Below are 14,161 nucleotides of genomic sequence, written 5' to 3' on the forward strand. Positions count from 1 at the left end.
TCACGCGGTCAGATCAACGAGGGCGGATCGAAATTCGCGCCGGTCGGCTTTGCCGCCCGGCGCTGAGGGGCGGGATTCAGGATGATACGGCAGGCCGATGGATGGCTGACCTCGGATAATTCCGCCCGGTCATGATCAATGATGCGGAGCGCTGCTGCAGGCAGCGCGAAGGGCCGACACCCCGCGCGACTATCATTATGACCAGATGGCGGAGTCCACCATTCCCGATCAGGGCAAGGATCCGTTCTGGGCGCGCGCCGCACGGGGGACCATGGTCGCGGTCATGCGCAAGCTGGTCGCGCAGAAGCGGATGCTGGTTTCTGCCATGCTCGACATCCTCGTGCGCTCTGATCTGAAGACCCTCGCGAACTTTGTCGCCGGGACCAATGGCGCGGCCTTCGTGTCGGTCGAGGGAGAGCGGACGTCGGCCGGCATCCAGGCCGAACTCGCCTCGGTGCTGCGCAGCTTCGCCTATCTCGATGATGTCGAAAAGGGACTTTCGATCCGCGACTGGGTGATGGACGAGAAGGATGATGGCTGGCTGTTCATCACCGTAAAGACCGATCAGTTGCCGACGCTGCGGCCGCTGATCACGGTCTGGCTCGACATCGCCATCTCGGCGATCATGAGCATGGCGCCGGATCGCAGGTGACCCGGCCGCTGGTCATGCCGACCGAGGTCATGAACCTTCCCAACCTTACCGGCTATCTGCGGTTCGGGCGTGATCTGCCCGTCATCCGGTTCAGGGATCGATATCTCAAGGAGGAAGCGGTCGAGGTCGCCTTTGTCGAGCGTCGGGCGCCGCCGGTCAGGTTCGGTGAACAGAGAGCGGTCAACGCAGACAACAAAGAGGTGCCCAGCGACGCTCCGACCATGGGCGCGGTCGATCGCGATGCTGGCAGCGCCGCGACAAATCCCGCATCCGATTCCGAGACCGGCCAAAGCGACGCGCGGCGAAGCGCTTTGCCCCTGATGGGATACAGCATCCAATCTGTCAGCAGACCCAATGGCCCGAGCCGGTTGGCCAATCCCGCCTGACATTTCCAGCATCGAGGAACAGCAACATGGTTCATGTGATCAAGACGCGGCGCGGTGTGGCGTCAAGGCTGGGTGAGGAGGAGCAGGGTGTTGACGCTATGCAGCCCGAGCCGCTCACCGTGCGTATTCCGGCGGCGATCAGAATGACCGGCATCGGACGGTCGAAGCTTTATGAACTGATCCAGTCCGGCGATATCGAGATTGTGAAGATCGGAGCGGCGACGCTCATTCCCGTCGACAGCCTGCGTCAGTTGATCAACCGGAACAGGCGGTGATTGGCTCTCGGCAGCGTGAATGATCCCCAGCCCGCCTTTTGGTTTGCGACAAGCGCGGCGGGCCCATTTTTCGGGAATGGGACAATTGGGACTGTCCGGAATCGAGAGCGACATTGCGGAAAGCAGACATTGGCCTGCTGCCGGTTTGGTGGACACCGAGATAGGCTCATTCAAGCTACCCCGGCTTCCCGCTCGAAGTCCATGGGGCTGAGGCACCCCAGAGTCGAGTGCCGGCGTGTCGGATTGTAGAAGCGCTCGATATAGTCGAAACCGATGTTGCCTTAAGCGGATTGGGTCGCTCAACATCATTTATGAGCAGGAGGATCACCGATTGTCCGCCGGCGCGCAAAGTTGCACGCAGGTGGACACGTGGGCGCACCTGGCGGACATACTCGATCATCTGCACATGCCGCTTGGCAACCCCCATGGTTGGGACGCCGATTATGCCTTCGGCACCGTGGCCATGAGAACAGTCCGAAAAGCAGTTGGGTCGAATTGTGGGGCGACAACCGACTGCGCTGTCATCTTCCCCACATTGACCGTCATTTGGGGGATCGTCTTGAGCAACTGGTCAGGCGGTTGGGCGACTTCCTGCCCGACCGTCCCCCGTCCGCTTTGCTTCATGGCGATCTGTGGGGCGGAAACATCCTGTTCAACGACGTCATCATATCCGGCTTGATCGATCCGGCAGCCTATTACGGCCACCGGGAAGTCGACCTCGCCATGCTCAGCCTGTTCGACAATCCTCCGGTCGCATTCTACGAAGCCTGCGGTCTTAAAGAGGGGTGGCGGGGGCGGCGGCCCATATATCGCTTATGGCCGCTCCTCGTGCACGCGCGCTTGTTCGGCGACAGCTATGTCAGAAAGGCATCGGCCTGCCTGGGCGAGATCGGATTTTAATGGCCAATGCGCCGTCCAGGCAAGAAAGCGGCTGTAGCCGTAGATTGCCGGACGCTCATGCCCGGGTGAAGCGCCAGCGATCGGCATCGCTCTCTTCCAGGTCGAAGCGATATCCGTCACTGTCGAAGCCGCGCATGGCCTCCACGTTCGTGATATGATGCTCGCACAGCCATCGAGCCATCATGCCGCGCGCGCGCTTCGCGTTGAAGCTCACGAAACGCGGGCCGTCTGGACCAGGTTCGCGAAACTCGACCTCGACCACCCTTATGCCCGCCAGCTTGCCCTCGACGGCCGCGAAATATTCCTGGCTGGCGAGATTGAGGATTACGCCCGATCCCTCATCCGCAAGCTGGGCGCGCAGCAGTGCGGCGATGCGATCGCCCCACCAATCAGTCAGCCGCTTATGGCCCGGTGCCCAACGCGTTCCCATTTCCAGTCGATACGGTCGGATGGTGTCCAGCGGCCGGAGCAGACCATAGAGGCCCGAGAGCATGCGCACATGGTTCTGTGCGAAAGCGACGCCCGGCTCGTCCAGCGTGTCTACTTCAAAGCCCGTATAGACGTCGCCGGCAAAGGCGTAGAGCGCCGGCCGTTCGGGCAAATCGGCAAAGTCACGGAACCGCTCCGCGTTGAGCTTGGCGAGGCGCGGCGAGATATGCATTAACTTTCCCAGCCGTTCTTCTGAGAGCTCCTCGGCAGCCGCTTGAGCAAGGTCGTGCGCTTCCTTGGAAAAATGCGGCGCCGAAACGGGTAGCGGGGGCAGGGTGCGCTGGAAGTCGAGCGTCTTGGCGGGGGACAGCAGAGCGATCATCGAGCCGCCGGTAGCGACCGCAGGCGTTGGCGTCAAACCGGCGGCTCCAGATCGGCAATCATCGCGCTTGAAGCACGCGACGCCCCATAGATTGATACAAGCAGCTCCACAAGCAGGCCGATCCCCTTCTTCTCGGCCGCACTTTGCGTGAGTTGCGTCAACTGTTCGGAAATGAGGCGCGCTGCATCCGTCGGCACGAGATGGATGATGCTGCGCAAGTGCTTCGCGACGGTCGCCGGATCGGCGATGAGGCCGTAGGTCATGACTACAGCCCCAAGCAAAGGTACAAAGGAGAGAAAAGCATAAAGCGCCACGCCCGCTGAAAGCAGGCCGATATTATGTCGCCCGCTATTCACCCAGATCCGCTTGAGGATCGACTTCCAGCCCGCCCAGTGCAGCTCACGCGGCGTGTCGGCAGTAGCGCCCCTTTCAGCCGCTTGATCCTGCTGATTTGCTGACGACATGCCTCCTCCCGATCCAACCTGAAAACTGAGGACTAGTCAGCAGGCGCATCGGTTCCTGCAGCTTCAACGGTGGGCAGTGGCTCCGGCCGCCGCAGATCGTCATGAACGACTTCGGGCGCAGGATAATCCGTCGTTTAGCGAGAAACGGTCACTCTGCGTCAACAAACCAGACGTTTGGCGATATCCGCTCGGCCGTCATGATGCGCAGATGGTCAGGCAGGGCCGGATCGATCGATGAGGCCGCTGTCGAGCAGCGGCGCGGCATCGATGTTTTGCGCGTCCATCAGCATCGCCAGCCGCTCGACCGCTGCAAGGATCATGGCCTGTTCCCATGGTGGAAGTTGGTCGAACCGCTCCGTGAATATGGTCTGCAGCAAGTCGGGAGCGTTGGTGAGCGCGCCAAAGCCTGGAGGAAGCGCGGAGAGGATGAACTGGCGCTTGTCGCGTTCGTTGCGCCGACGCTGAACGAAGCCCAGTTCCTGGAGACGGTCGACGACGGTGGTGATGGTCGCCTGGCTGAATTGCAGTGCGTGGGCGATCTCGCTGGGCGTTGCCGAATCACTGGAGGCGATCTCACGCAGGACAAGCCATTGCGAGGGGGTCAACCCCGTCACATTGGCAAGACGGCGGCTGCCGATTTCGGTGGCACGCAGGACGCGGCGGAGGGCACGGAGCGTAAGCGATGCGATGTCGGAACTCATGAAGGAAACATAGAAAGGACGGGGATTTGAAGCCATGCAAATTCCTTCGGTAGACAAAGTATTTTTATGGATTCTTTATACGCTGAAGAATTGAAAAATTGCATTCCGGTTGAAAAACGGCTCAAAATCGCTTAAATCTGTCGACGACACGAGGGGGTGAACCTGACATACGCAAAAATATAGTTCGGGAGATAAAGCATATTTAAGACAGATTCCGATGCGGCCGCGAAGCCGCCACGGACGTTTGCGCGCCCTTCGCCGGCCCGTACATCCCATTTCCAGTTTCGCAGGCCCGTCGCCACCGACGGCCCGGCGGTCACCATGCTGATCGCACATTGTCCGCCGCTTGATCCCAACTCGGCCTATTGCAACCTTCTTCAGTGCACGCATTTCGCCGACAGCTGCATCATCGCCGAACGGGACGGCGTGATAGCGGGGTGGGTTTCGGGATATCGTCCTCCTTCGGAACCCGACAGCTTCTTCGTCTGGCAGGTGGCCGTAGCAGCCGCCGCGCGAGGCCAGCGGTTGGGCGGTCGCATGATCGAGGCGCTGCTCGATCGCCCATCAGCCGACGGCGTCACCCACCTCATCACCACGGTGACGGTGGATAACGGCCCGTCCTGGGCCTTGTTCGAGGGCCTCGCCCGTCAATGGAGCACGGCCCTTTCCAAGAGCGCACTGTTCCACCGCGACACCCATTTTGCCGGCGCGCATGCCACCGAATGGCTTGCCCGCATCGGCCCGCTGCCCCGTTCATCGGGCAGCCCAACCCAAGGAGAAATGGCGACATGATCACCACCCTTCCCCGGCCCACCATGCGAAAACCGGACATCGCCCTTTACGAGCGCCGCGAGTCAGCCGTGCGCAGCTATGCCCGGTCCATGCCGCGCCAGTTCACCAAGGCGCAAGGCGTCTGGATGCACGACAATCAGGGAGGACGCTATCTCGACTTCCTCTCGGGATGTTCGACGCTGAACTATGGCCACAATCATCCGGTGCTGAAGCAGGCGTTGCTCGACTATATCGGGTCCGACGGCATCGCCCACGGCCTTGACCTGCACACCGATGCCAAGGCGGCATTCCTGGAGACGCTGGAACAGGTCATCCTGACGCCCCGTGGCCTTGACTATCGGGCGATGTTCACCGGGCCGACCGGCACCAATGCCGTCGAAGCCGCGATCAAGCTGGCGCGCAAGGTGACCGGGCGAGAGCTGGTGATCGCGTTCACCAATGGCTTCCACGGCATGACGCTGGGGGCGCTGGCCTGCACGGGCAATGCGGCCAAGCGGGGCGGCGCGGGCGTGCCACTGAACCATGTCGCGCATGAACCCTATGACGGCTATCATGGCCCGGATGTCGACACCGCCGAACTGCTGGAGCGGCGGCTGTCCGATCCATCGAGCGGGCTGGACGCCCCGGCCGCGATCCTGGTGGAGACCGTACAGGGCGAAGGGGGTCTGAACAGCGCGTCGCCGCAATGGTTGCGCGCGATCGCCGCCATCGCCAAGCGCCACGGCGCCCTGATGATCGTCGATGACATCCAGGCGGGCTGCGGGCGCACCGGCAGCTTCTTCAGCTTCGAGGGCATGGGGCTCACGCCCGACATCGTCACCATGGCAAAGTCGCTGTCGGGCATGGGCCTGCCTTTCGCGCTCACCCTGTTGCGTCCTGAACTCGACCAGTGGTCGCCGGGCGAGCATAATGGGACGTTCCGGGGCAATAACCACGCCTTCATCACCGCAACCGCCGCGCTACGCCACTTCTGGAGCGACGCGCGGTTCCCGCAGGACGTTGCCCGGCGCAGCAAGCAGTTGGACCGGCGCCTGACCGCGATGGCGCAGGAACACGCCCTCTCCACGCGCGGGCGGGGCATGATGCGCGGAATCGATCTCGGATCGGGTGAGATTGCCGCTGCGGTCACATCGACTTGCTTCGATCGCGGCCTGATCATCGAAACCAGCGGCGCGCATGACGAGATCGTGAAGGTCCTCGCCCCGCTTGTCATCGACGACGCCACATTTTCGGCCGGACTGGACATTCTAGAAAACAGTATCCGCGAAGTCCTGTCCATACCCGTCGGCGTCGCAGCAGAATAAAGGAATATAGATAATGATCGTTCGCAAATTGCAGGACATTCGCAAGTCCGATCGCAACGTGAAGTCGGAGCAGTGGGAAAGCGCACGCCTGCTGCTGAAGGATGACGATATGGGTTTTTCCTTCCACGTGACCACGATGTATGCCGGTGAGGAGATTCACATGCATTACCAGAACCATCTGGAAGCTGTGTTGGTGCTGAAAGGAAACGGCACGATCGAGGATCTGGGCACGGGCATCACCCACCAACTGGCCTCGGGCGTCATCTATGCGCTCAATGCCCATGACAAGCATATCGTCCGGCCCGCCACTGACATATTGTGCGCCTGCGTCTTCAACCCGCCCGTCACGGGCAAGGAAGTGCACGACGAAAGCGGCGCCTATCCGGCCGAAGCGGACATGATCCGCGAGGCCGCGCTTACGAACTAATTCTTACGAAAAAGGGGGAAGTCCCTTGCAAGACATCTACCCATCCCGCCATGCGAAGATGGCCGAATTTCTGCCGCGCCTCGATCCGGTCGTTCACAGCGAATGGGCCGATGGCGCGCCTATTACCCAGGCCCAGACCGCGCAGTTCGAAAGCGACGGCTATCTGGTGCTGGAAAATCTGTTTTCCGACGAAGAGATCGCCTTCCTCCAGCGGGAGGCCGGCAAGCTGCTGGCCGATCCCGACGCACTGGAGGAGGAGACGGTCATAACCGAACCGGGCGCGCGCGAAATCCGTTCGATTTTCAGGATCCACGCGCAGAGCCGGGTGCTCGCAAGGGTGGCGGCCGACGAGAGGCTGGCCAGTGTCGCGCGCTTCCTGCTGGGCGACGACGTCTATATCCACCAGTCGCGGCTGAATTATAAGCCCGGCTTTCAGGGCAAGGAATTTTACTGGCACAGCGATTTCGAAACCTGGCATGTCGAGGATGGGATGCCGCGCATGCGGGCGCTGTCCATGTCCATATTGCTGGCGGAGAACACGCCGCATAACGGCCCGCTGATGCTGATCCCCGGATCGCACCGTAGCTTCCTGACCTGCGTGGGCGAAACGCCGGAGGATCATTACCGCATGTCCCTGAAACGTCAGGAATATGGCGTGCCGGACGAGGACAGCCTGGCGGAACTGGCGGACAAGCATGGCATTGTCGCGCCGACGGGGAAGCCGGGATCGGTCGTCATCTTCGATTGCAACATCATGCATGGGTCGAACGGCAACATCACGCCCTTCCCGCGCGCCAATGCCTTCCTCGTCTATAATGCGGTGAGCAACCGGCTGGCCGCGCCCTTCGGCGTCGACAGACCGCGTCCGGACTTCATTGCCGCACGGGGCAAGCCGGAGGTGATCATGCCGATTCCCGGGCCGTTGATGCAGGAGGTGCCGGCATGAGCGGCCATAGCGTCGAAAAGATCGGCGGCACGTCGATGGCCGCCACCGCAACCTTGTTCGACAATGTGCTGATCGCAGGCCGCAAGGGCGCCGGTCTCTACAACCGCATTTTCGTCGTGTCCGCCTATGCCGGGATGACGGACCTGCTGCTGGAGCATAAGAAGAGCGGCGAGCCGGGCGTCTATGCCCGTTTCGTGGCGGATGAAGGCGCCGATGGCTGGCGCCGGGCGATGGAGGCGGTGCGCGACGCCATGCGGTCGCGTAATGCGGAAATGTTCGCGCGCAGCGAAAGCCTGGCCCAAGCGAACGCCTTCATTGATCTACGGATCGACGCCGTGGCCGCTTGTCTGAACGATCTGGCCCGGCTGCGCAGTCATGGGCGCTTCTGCGTCAAGGAGCAGCTGGTGACGGTGCGCGAGATGCTCGCGGGCCTTGGCGAGGCGCATAGCGCCCATAGTACGGCGCTGCTGCTGCAGGACCGCGGCGTCAATGCCGCCTTCGTCGACCTCACTCTATGGGACCAGCAGGATATGCGCGGGCTGGACGAACGCGTCACCAGCGCGCTGGGGCCGATCGACCTCACCTCCACGCTGCCGATCGTTACCGGCTATGCCGGGTGTAGCGAGGGCATGGTGCGCCGCTATGCGCGGGGCTATTCGGAAATGACCTTTTCCCGCATCGCGGTGCTGACAGGTGCCCGCGAGGCCGTCATCCACAAGGAATTTCACCTGTCGAGCGCGGACCCCAAGCTGGTCGGCACGGACAAGGCGCGCAAGATCGGGCGCACCAATTACGATGTCGCGGATCAGCTCGCCAATCTGGGCATGGAGGCGATTCATCCCGGCGCGGGCCGGGGACTGCGCCAGTCGGGCATTCCGCTGCGGGTGCGTAACACGTTCGACCGCGAGGATGGCGGGACCCTGATCTGCGGCGATTATGTGTCGCAAAGTCCGCGGGTCGAGATCGTGACCGGCATCCGCCATGCACAGGCGTTGCAATTTTTCGAGCAGGACATGGTGGGGGTGAAGGGCTATGACGCCGCCATCCTGGAGGCGTTGACCCGGCATGGTGCGTGGATCGTCAGCAAATCCTCCAACGCCAACACCATCACCCATTATCTTTCGGCCGACGCCGCCACAGTCAAACGGGTGATCGATGATTTGCAGCAGCGCTTTCCCGAAGCCTCCATATCGGCGCATCCCGTTGCGATGGTATCGGTGATCGGCAGCGACATATCGCGGCCATCGCTGGTGGCGGACGCGCTGGGCGCTTTGGCGGGCGAAGGCATCGGCATCATCGCGATGCAGCACCAAATCCGCAATGTCGATGTGCAGTTCATCGTCGATGTCGCGCATTATGATGCCGCCGTGCGCGTGCTTCACCGCGGGTTGGTGGAAGATGGCGAAGATAAGGCGCAGGAGCAGCGCGCCGCCTGAACGGTGCGCCGATCCATCCCATGTTGATTGCCATCCAACCCGTCCGCAGCCTTTTGCTTTCCATCTTCATGCTGATGGCGGGCAGCGGCTTCCTGGCGACGCTCATCAGCCTGCGGCTGGAGCGCGCGGGCAGCGGCACGATGACCATTGGCCTCGTCGCGACGGCCTATTTCGGCGGCCTCATCATAGGGTCGCTGCGGGCGGCGAATGTGGTGCGGCGCGTGGGGCACATCCGTGCTTTCGCGGCCTTCGTCGCACTGCTGTCAGCCAGCACGCTGGCCTATGCGCTGCTGACGCATCCGCTGTTCTGGATGCTGTTGCGGCTGGTTGATGGAATTTGCGTGGCCGGCGTCTTCGTGTGCCTGGAAAGCTGGCTCAATGACCGGGCCGAACCGCAGACGCGGGGCAGCGTGCTGGCGGCCTATATGGTCGCGCTCTATTCGGGGCAGGCGATCGGCCAGTTGCTGCTGGGCGCGAGCGGCGGGCTGCCCGCTATCCCCTTTCAGATCGCATCCATCCTCATTTCGCTGGCCATCATTCCCCTCTGCCTGACGCGCAGTTCGGCTCCCACGCCGGTTGAGGCGAGCGCCTTTTCGATCCGGTCGCTGCTGGCCGCATCGCCGCTGGGCGCATGGGGCGCGGTGGCGACGGGGCTGATGCTAGGCGCCTTTTATGGCCTGGCGGCGGTACATGTGCGGAGGCTGGGGCTGGGCCTCGCCGAAACCGCGCGCTTCATGATGATCGTGATCCTGGGCGGTGTGGCGCTGCAATGGCCGTTGGGGCGATTGTCCGACCGGCACGACCGTAGGCGGGTGATCGTCGGCAGCTTCGGTCTGGCGGCGCTGGTCAGTGTCGCGCTCTCGCTGACCGGGGAGAGCCTGTTGCTGATGATGTTCGGCGCGCTGTTCGGGGGATTGAGCTTCGCACTCTATCCATTGTGCGTCGCCCATTGCAACGACCGGCTCCTTGAAACTGAGCGGGTCGCGGCGAGCGGCCGGCTGGTGCTGCTCTATTCGATCGGCGCGGCGCTCGGGCCGGTGCTGGCTGCGAGCTTCATGACCATGGCGGGCACGGGCGGACTATTCCTCTTTATCGCCCTCGCCGCCGGGCTGGCGATGATGGTGGGCCTCTGGCGGCAACGGGCGTCCGACCCCGTGCCCGACAATTACCGGCAGGATTTCCAGATCATGCCCCGCACCACGCCCATGGCCGCGCTGCTGGACCCCAACAGCGCCGATGAGGGCCTGACGCAAGGACACACGACATGACCGCGATTTCCACGCCTGCCGCGGCGTCCTGCGCTCCTGCGCCGGGGCAGGCCGCCACGCTGCGCCGCGCCATCGCCGCTTCGGCCATGGGCAATGCGACCGAATGGTTCGACTATGGCATTTATGCCTATGGCGTGACCTATATCTCCGCGGCGCTCTTTCCGGGCGACATGGACGATGCCGTGCTGTTCGCGCTGGCGACCTTCGCGATTTCCTTTCTCGTGCGGCCGCTGGGCGGGCTGTTCTGGGGGCCCCTTGGGGACCGGCTGGGGCGAAAGTCGGTGCTGGCCCTCACCATATTACTGATGTCGACCGCGACCCTGGGCGTCGGGCTGATCCCCGATCATGCGAGCATCGGGCTGTGGGCGCCCGCCCTGCTGATCGCCCTGCGCATGGTGCAGGGCTTTTCGACGGGCGGCGAATATGGCGGGGCGGCGACCTTCATGGCCGAATATGCGCCCGACGATCGGCGAGGCTTCTACGGCAGCTTTCTGGAATTCGGGACACTGGCGGGATTTTCGCTGGGGGCGGCGCTGATGCTCGGTTTTTCGCTGATGCTGGGCGACGCCGCGATGCATGCCTGGGGATGGCGCATTCCGTTCCTGGTCGCGGCGCCCATGGGCCTCGTCGGCATGTATCTGCGATCCAGGATGGAGGATACGCCAGTCTTTCAGGCAGCGGCGGCGCTGCATGATGCGGGACCGTCCTCGCCCGGCCTTGGCCTGCTGATGCGGCGATACTGGCGGCCGATGCTGGTCGTGGGTGGACTGGTCGTCGCGCTCAATGTCGTCAACTATACGCTGCTCAGCTATATGCCGACCTATCTGCAAAGGCGGATCGGTCTGTCGAGCGACGAGGCGCTGATCGTGCCTATCATCGGCATGCTGCTGATGATGGTCTTCCTGCCCTTCGCCGGGGCATTGTCGGACCGGGTCGGCAGACGGGCGATGTGGCGGGTTTCGCTGATCGGCCTATTGGTCGCGGTCGTGCCGCTCTATCTGCTGATGACGACAGGGCTTGTGGGCGCGATGATCGCCTTTATCGCCCTGGGGCTGCTCTATGTTCCGCAGTTGGCGACGATATCGGCGACCTTCCCCGCGCTCTTTCCGACGCAGGTGCGCTTTGCGGGGTTCGCCATCGCCTACAATGTGTCGACGTCGATTTTCGGCGGAACGGCACCGGCGATCGGGAGCGGGCTCATCAGCCTGACCGGCAATGAGCTGATGCCGGCCTTCTATATGATGCTGGCATGCATCGTCGGACTGGTGGCGCTGCGCTTCATGCCAGAGACGGCGGGTCGATCCCTTTATGACGATCCCTTTGCGGAGAAGCAGGCTTGATCACCAATCTCCCCGTTTCCAACGAGAGCCTCGACGTGCTGGCGCACGCCTATGTGCGCGAGCCCTGGATGCAGAGCGGACTGGCGCTGCTGCTGCTCGGCGCCTTCGCCTGGATCGCCAACTGGGTGGCGAAGCGCATCGTGCTCAAGCTGCTCCTGCGCCTGCTCAATCACCTGCCCTTCCAGATCGAGGCCCAGCATATCGGCGCGATCGTGGCGCGTCTGTCGAATATCGTGCCCGCGCTGGTGATACAGGCCGGCATCGGCGCTGTACCGCATCTGCCGGTCGAGGCGATCACCTTGATCCGCAGCCTGTGCACAGCCTTCATCATCCTGACGATGGCCGTCGCGCTCAGCGGTTTCCTGGCCCTGCTCAATGACCTCTACCAGCGGCGCCCGAACGCCGCCAACCGGCCGATCAAGGGCTATGTCCAACTGGGAAAGCTGCTGGTCTATGGCGGCGCCGCGATCCTGATCATCGCCGCGCTGATGGACCAGTCGCCGCTGCTGCTGCTGTCGGGCCTTGGCGCCATGGCAGCAGTGCTGATGCTGGTGTTCAAGGACACGATCCTGTCGCTGGTCGCCTCCGTCCAGATCGGGTCCAACGACATGGTGCGCGTGGGCGACTGGATCGAGATGCCGCAGTTCAACGCGGACGGCGACGTCATCGACATCGCCCTGCATACGGTCAAGATCCAGAATTTCGACAAGACGATCACCACCGTCCCGACGCATCGGCTGATTTCGGAGAGCTTTCGCAACTGGCGCGGCATGGCGGAGTCGGGTGGACGGCGCATCATGCGGTCGTTGATGATCGATCAGCGCAGCGTGCGCTTTCTGGACGAGGACGCCATTCAGAAGATGGCGCAGTTCGCCGTGCTGCGCCCCTATCTGGAGGCGAAGAGGCGGGAGATCGAAAGCTGGAACGTCGAGCATGGCGCGGACGGAACCGTCAACGGAAGGCGGCTCACCAATATCGGCACCTTTCGCGCCTATGTGTTCGCCTATCTACAATCGCGCAGTGACATCGCGCAGGACAAGACGTTGCTGGTGCGCCAGCTCGCCCCCAGCGAAAACGGGCTGCCGCTGGAAATCTACGCCTTCGCCAACAGCACGGTCTGGTCTGAATATGAGGGCATACAGGGCGACATTTTCGACCACCTGATCGCGATCCTGCCGGACTTCGGCCTTCGCCTGTTTCAGCGTCCGGCTGGCGCCGATCTGGCGGCGCTCGCTGCTGCCTAAGGTCCGATGTCGATGGCCTCGGGTTGCGACTTGCGGCCTTTGCTGTTGAAACCCAGACGCTGGGCCACGGCATCGTTCCAGCCGTAGGGATCGGTCCGAAAGGCGATTGCGCCCGAGGATCTGACGAAGACATTGCGGTAGAGCAGGCGCACCGGAATTTCGCGGGGCAGGTCAACGAACCTTTCCTGCCCGGACTCCCGCGCCGCCAGCCACTGGTCGAGAACGCCCTCATCTGAAGCCAGCAGCTGCGCGAAGCCCAGCGCATCCTCGACCCGGACGCAGCCATGGCTCAGATGGCGCTCGCTGCAATCAAAATAGATGGAATGCAAGGCAGCGGGATCGACGACCCCATGCGCAAGCGCGGAAGCATAAGCGAGCGCAAGGCGCGTCAGATTCAACTCGCGATCGATCGTGCTGTCCGACGAGGATGGCGGGGTGCCGAAGTCGATGCGATCGAGGCCATGCCTGGCGCGGCCATCGAGCGCGGCAAGCAGTTCCTGTTCGGCCGCCGTCGTCCAGACCGCCCGCCAGCCCGCTGCCGCATAGAAACTGCGAACCTGGTCATCCTGTATGGCTGCGCGCAGATGCGCCTCTGGCAACACAGCCTGCGGCTGCGGTGCATATAGGGCGTCCGCAGGAAAAGATGGCGCCTGCGTGTTTGCAAGGCCCGCCCCTAGGATGGCGATAATCGTCAGAATGGCAAGGCGAAATCGGCAAAAGCGCATGTTCTTATGAACGGTTTATACCGGGTATTTCTCCCTCCCTGGCACGGAAAGGACCGCTATGGTGTTCGATAACCGACAGGGCCCTCTGTGCGTGATCGTGCCGGGGCGGATATCGCAAGGCAGCGCAGGCGCGCGATCCACAGGGCCACAGGAGCGCCTGTCATGAAGGCCCACTTTCTACGCCTGGCCTGCATATAGCATCAAAGCTACTGATTCCTGCCATCGATCATGGCTGGCGCAGCCATGTTGTTGGCGGGGGCGATGGTCTGAATGGACAGCTATTCGGGAGGATAAGGATGAGTGCTGCGCGTCATCGCGCATCCGCAAAGCTTCGCCGATTTCATGGACCGTAGCCGTTGAGCCGGATGGCGAGCCCGGCGACGACCACACCGGCAGAAACGGCGGCGTCGACCGCCATGTGAAGGAAGGCACCCTGAATATTGATGTCGCCCTTGGGACCCGACATGAACAACGGCGCTGTGGCCATGTT

The 14,161-nt window shown here is 62.7% G+C and carries 15 protein-coding genes and 2 pseudogenes; 11 read left to right on the forward strand and 6 right to left on the reverse strand.

Annotation, left to right across the window (positions count from 1 at the left end):
* Window positions 1–175 precede the first annotated feature (175 nt).
* Both VVT58_RS00455 and VVT58_RS00460 read left to right on the forward strand, forming a co-directional pair.
* Window positions 176–1,038 (forward strand): annotated as a pseudogene (locus VVT58_RS00455) (type IV secretion system DNA-binding domain-containing protein); the annotation flags it as partial.
* Between the two features lie 26 nt (window positions 1,039–1,064).
* Window positions 1,065–1,313 (forward strand): helix-turn-helix domain-containing protein, encoded by a 249-nt coding sequence (locus VVT58_RS00460; protein ID WP_327752053.1) that lies wholly within the window; start codon window positions 1,065–1,067, stop codon window positions 1,311–1,313.
* A 170-nt stretch (window positions 1,314–1,483) separates the two neighbouring features.
* Here the strand turns inward: VVT58_RS00460 and VVT58_RS00465 are convergent.
* A pseudogene (locus VVT58_RS00465) lies at window positions 1,484–1,582 on the reverse strand (IS3 family transposase); the annotation flags it as partial.
* A gap of 100 nt (window positions 1,583–1,682) precedes the next feature.
* Between VVT58_RS00465 and VVT58_RS00470 the strand changes: the two are divergent.
* Complete coding sequence (locus tag VVT58_RS00470; RefSeq protein WP_327752052.1) at window positions 1,683–2,213, forward strand: fructosamine kinase family protein; 531 nt, start codon at window positions 1,683–1,685, stop codon at window positions 2,211–2,213.
* A gap of 55 nt (window positions 2,214–2,268) precedes the next feature.
* Here VVT58_RS00470 and VVT58_RS00475 read toward each other — a convergent pair whose 3' ends face one another.
* From VVT58_RS00475 to VVT58_RS00485, 3 genes are all read right to left on the reverse strand, one after another.
* Window positions 2,269–3,024: a YaaA family protein gene (locus VVT58_RS00475; RefSeq protein WP_327752060.1), complete on the reverse strand. Its 756-nt coding sequence runs from the start codon at window positions 3,022–3,024 to the stop codon at window positions 2,269–2,271.
* A 32-nt stretch (window positions 3,025–3,056) separates the two neighbouring features.
* Window positions 3,057–3,488 carry a YhjD/YihY/BrkB family envelope integrity protein gene (locus tag VVT58_RS00480; RefSeq protein ID WP_327752051.1) on the reverse strand — a complete coding sequence of 144 codons (432 nt, stop codon included), beginning with the start codon at window positions 3,486–3,488 and terminating at the stop codon, window positions 3,057–3,059.
* Window positions 3,489–3,700: 212 nt separating this feature from the next.
* On the reverse strand, window positions 3,701–4,225 hold the full coding sequence (locus tag VVT58_RS00485) for a MarR family winged helix-turn-helix transcriptional regulator (RefSeq protein ID WP_197707400.1): 525 nt from the start codon (window positions 4,223–4,225) through the stop codon (window positions 3,701–3,703).
* Window positions 4,226–4,387: 162 nt separating this feature from the next.
* Between VVT58_RS00485 and ectA the strand changes: the two genes are divergently transcribed.
* From ectA to VVT58_RS00525, 8 genes are read left to right on the forward strand one after another with little or no spacing between them, the layout of a single operon-like run.
* Complete coding sequence (gene ectA, locus VVT58_RS00490) at window positions 4,388–4,981, forward strand: diaminobutyrate acetyltransferase (protein ID WP_100238180.1); 594 nt, start codon at window positions 4,388–4,390, stop codon at window positions 4,979–4,981.
* Window positions 4,978–6,285 (forward strand): diaminobutyrate--2-oxoglutarate transaminase, encoded by a 1,308-nt coding sequence (gene ectB / locus VVT58_RS00495; protein ID WP_100238181.1) that lies wholly within the window; start codon window positions 4,978–4,980, stop codon window positions 6,283–6,285. The genes ectA and ectB overlap by 4 nt, the downstream gene beginning before the upstream one ends.
* A 13-nt stretch (window positions 6,286–6,298) precedes the next feature.
* The gene (locus VVT58_RS00500) at window positions 6,299–6,712 is read left to right on the forward strand and encodes an ectoine synthase (RefSeq protein WP_100238182.1); all 414 of its coding nucleotides are present in this window, start codon (window positions 6,299–6,301) and stop codon (window positions 6,710–6,712) included.
* A gap of 25 nt (window positions 6,713–6,737) precedes the next feature.
* Window positions 6,738–7,658, forward strand: a complete 921-nt coding sequence (gene thpD / locus VVT58_RS00505; protein WP_100238183.1) for an ectoine hydroxylase — start codon at window positions 6,738–6,740, stop codon at window positions 7,656–7,658.
* Window positions 7,655–9,094, forward strand: coding sequence for an aspartate kinase (locus VVT58_RS00510; protein ID WP_100238184.1), 1,440 nt, complete (start codon window positions 7,655–7,657; stop codon window positions 9,092–9,094). The genes thpD and VVT58_RS00510 overlap by 4 nt, the downstream gene beginning before the upstream one ends.
* 20 nt (window positions 9,095–9,114) lie before the next feature.
* Window positions 9,115–10,362 carry an MFS transporter gene (locus VVT58_RS00515; protein WP_100238185.1) on the forward strand — a complete coding sequence of 416 codons (1,248 nt, stop codon included), beginning with the start codon at window positions 9,115–9,117 and terminating at the stop codon, window positions 10,360–10,362.
* Window positions 10,359–11,702, forward strand: a complete 1,344-nt coding sequence (locus VVT58_RS00520; protein ID WP_100238186.1) for an MFS transporter — start codon at window positions 10,359–10,361, stop codon at window positions 11,700–11,702. The genes VVT58_RS00515 and VVT58_RS00520 overlap by 4 nt, the downstream gene beginning before the upstream one ends.
* Window positions 11,699–12,946: a mechanosensitive ion channel family protein gene (locus tag VVT58_RS00525; RefSeq protein ID WP_100238187.1), complete on the forward strand. Its 1,248-nt coding sequence runs from the start codon at window positions 11,699–11,701 to the stop codon at window positions 12,944–12,946. The genes VVT58_RS00520 and VVT58_RS00525 overlap by 4 nt, the downstream gene beginning before the upstream one ends.
* Here VVT58_RS00525 and VVT58_RS00530 read toward each other — a convergent pair.
* Both VVT58_RS00530 and VVT58_RS00535 read right to left on the reverse strand, forming a co-directional pair.
* Window positions 12,943–13,548: a hypothetical protein gene (locus tag VVT58_RS00530; RefSeq protein WP_242443429.1), complete on the reverse strand. Its 606-nt coding sequence runs from the start codon at window positions 13,546–13,548 to the stop codon at window positions 12,943–12,945. The genes VVT58_RS00525 and VVT58_RS00530 overlap by 4 nt on opposite strands.
* Before the next feature lie 463 nt (window positions 13,549–14,011).
* Entirely contained in the window at window positions 14,012–14,158 is a 147-nt protein-coding gene (locus VVT58_RS00535) for a hypothetical protein (RefSeq protein ID WP_405053711.1), read from the reverse strand.
* Window positions 14,159–14,161: the final 3 nt, after the last annotated feature.

This window comes from Sphingobium sp. SJ10-10, assembly GCF_036038995.2.
In the GTDB taxonomy this organism is placed as follows: domain Bacteria; phylum Pseudomonadota; class Alphaproteobacteria; order Sphingomonadales; family Sphingomonadaceae; genus Sphingobium.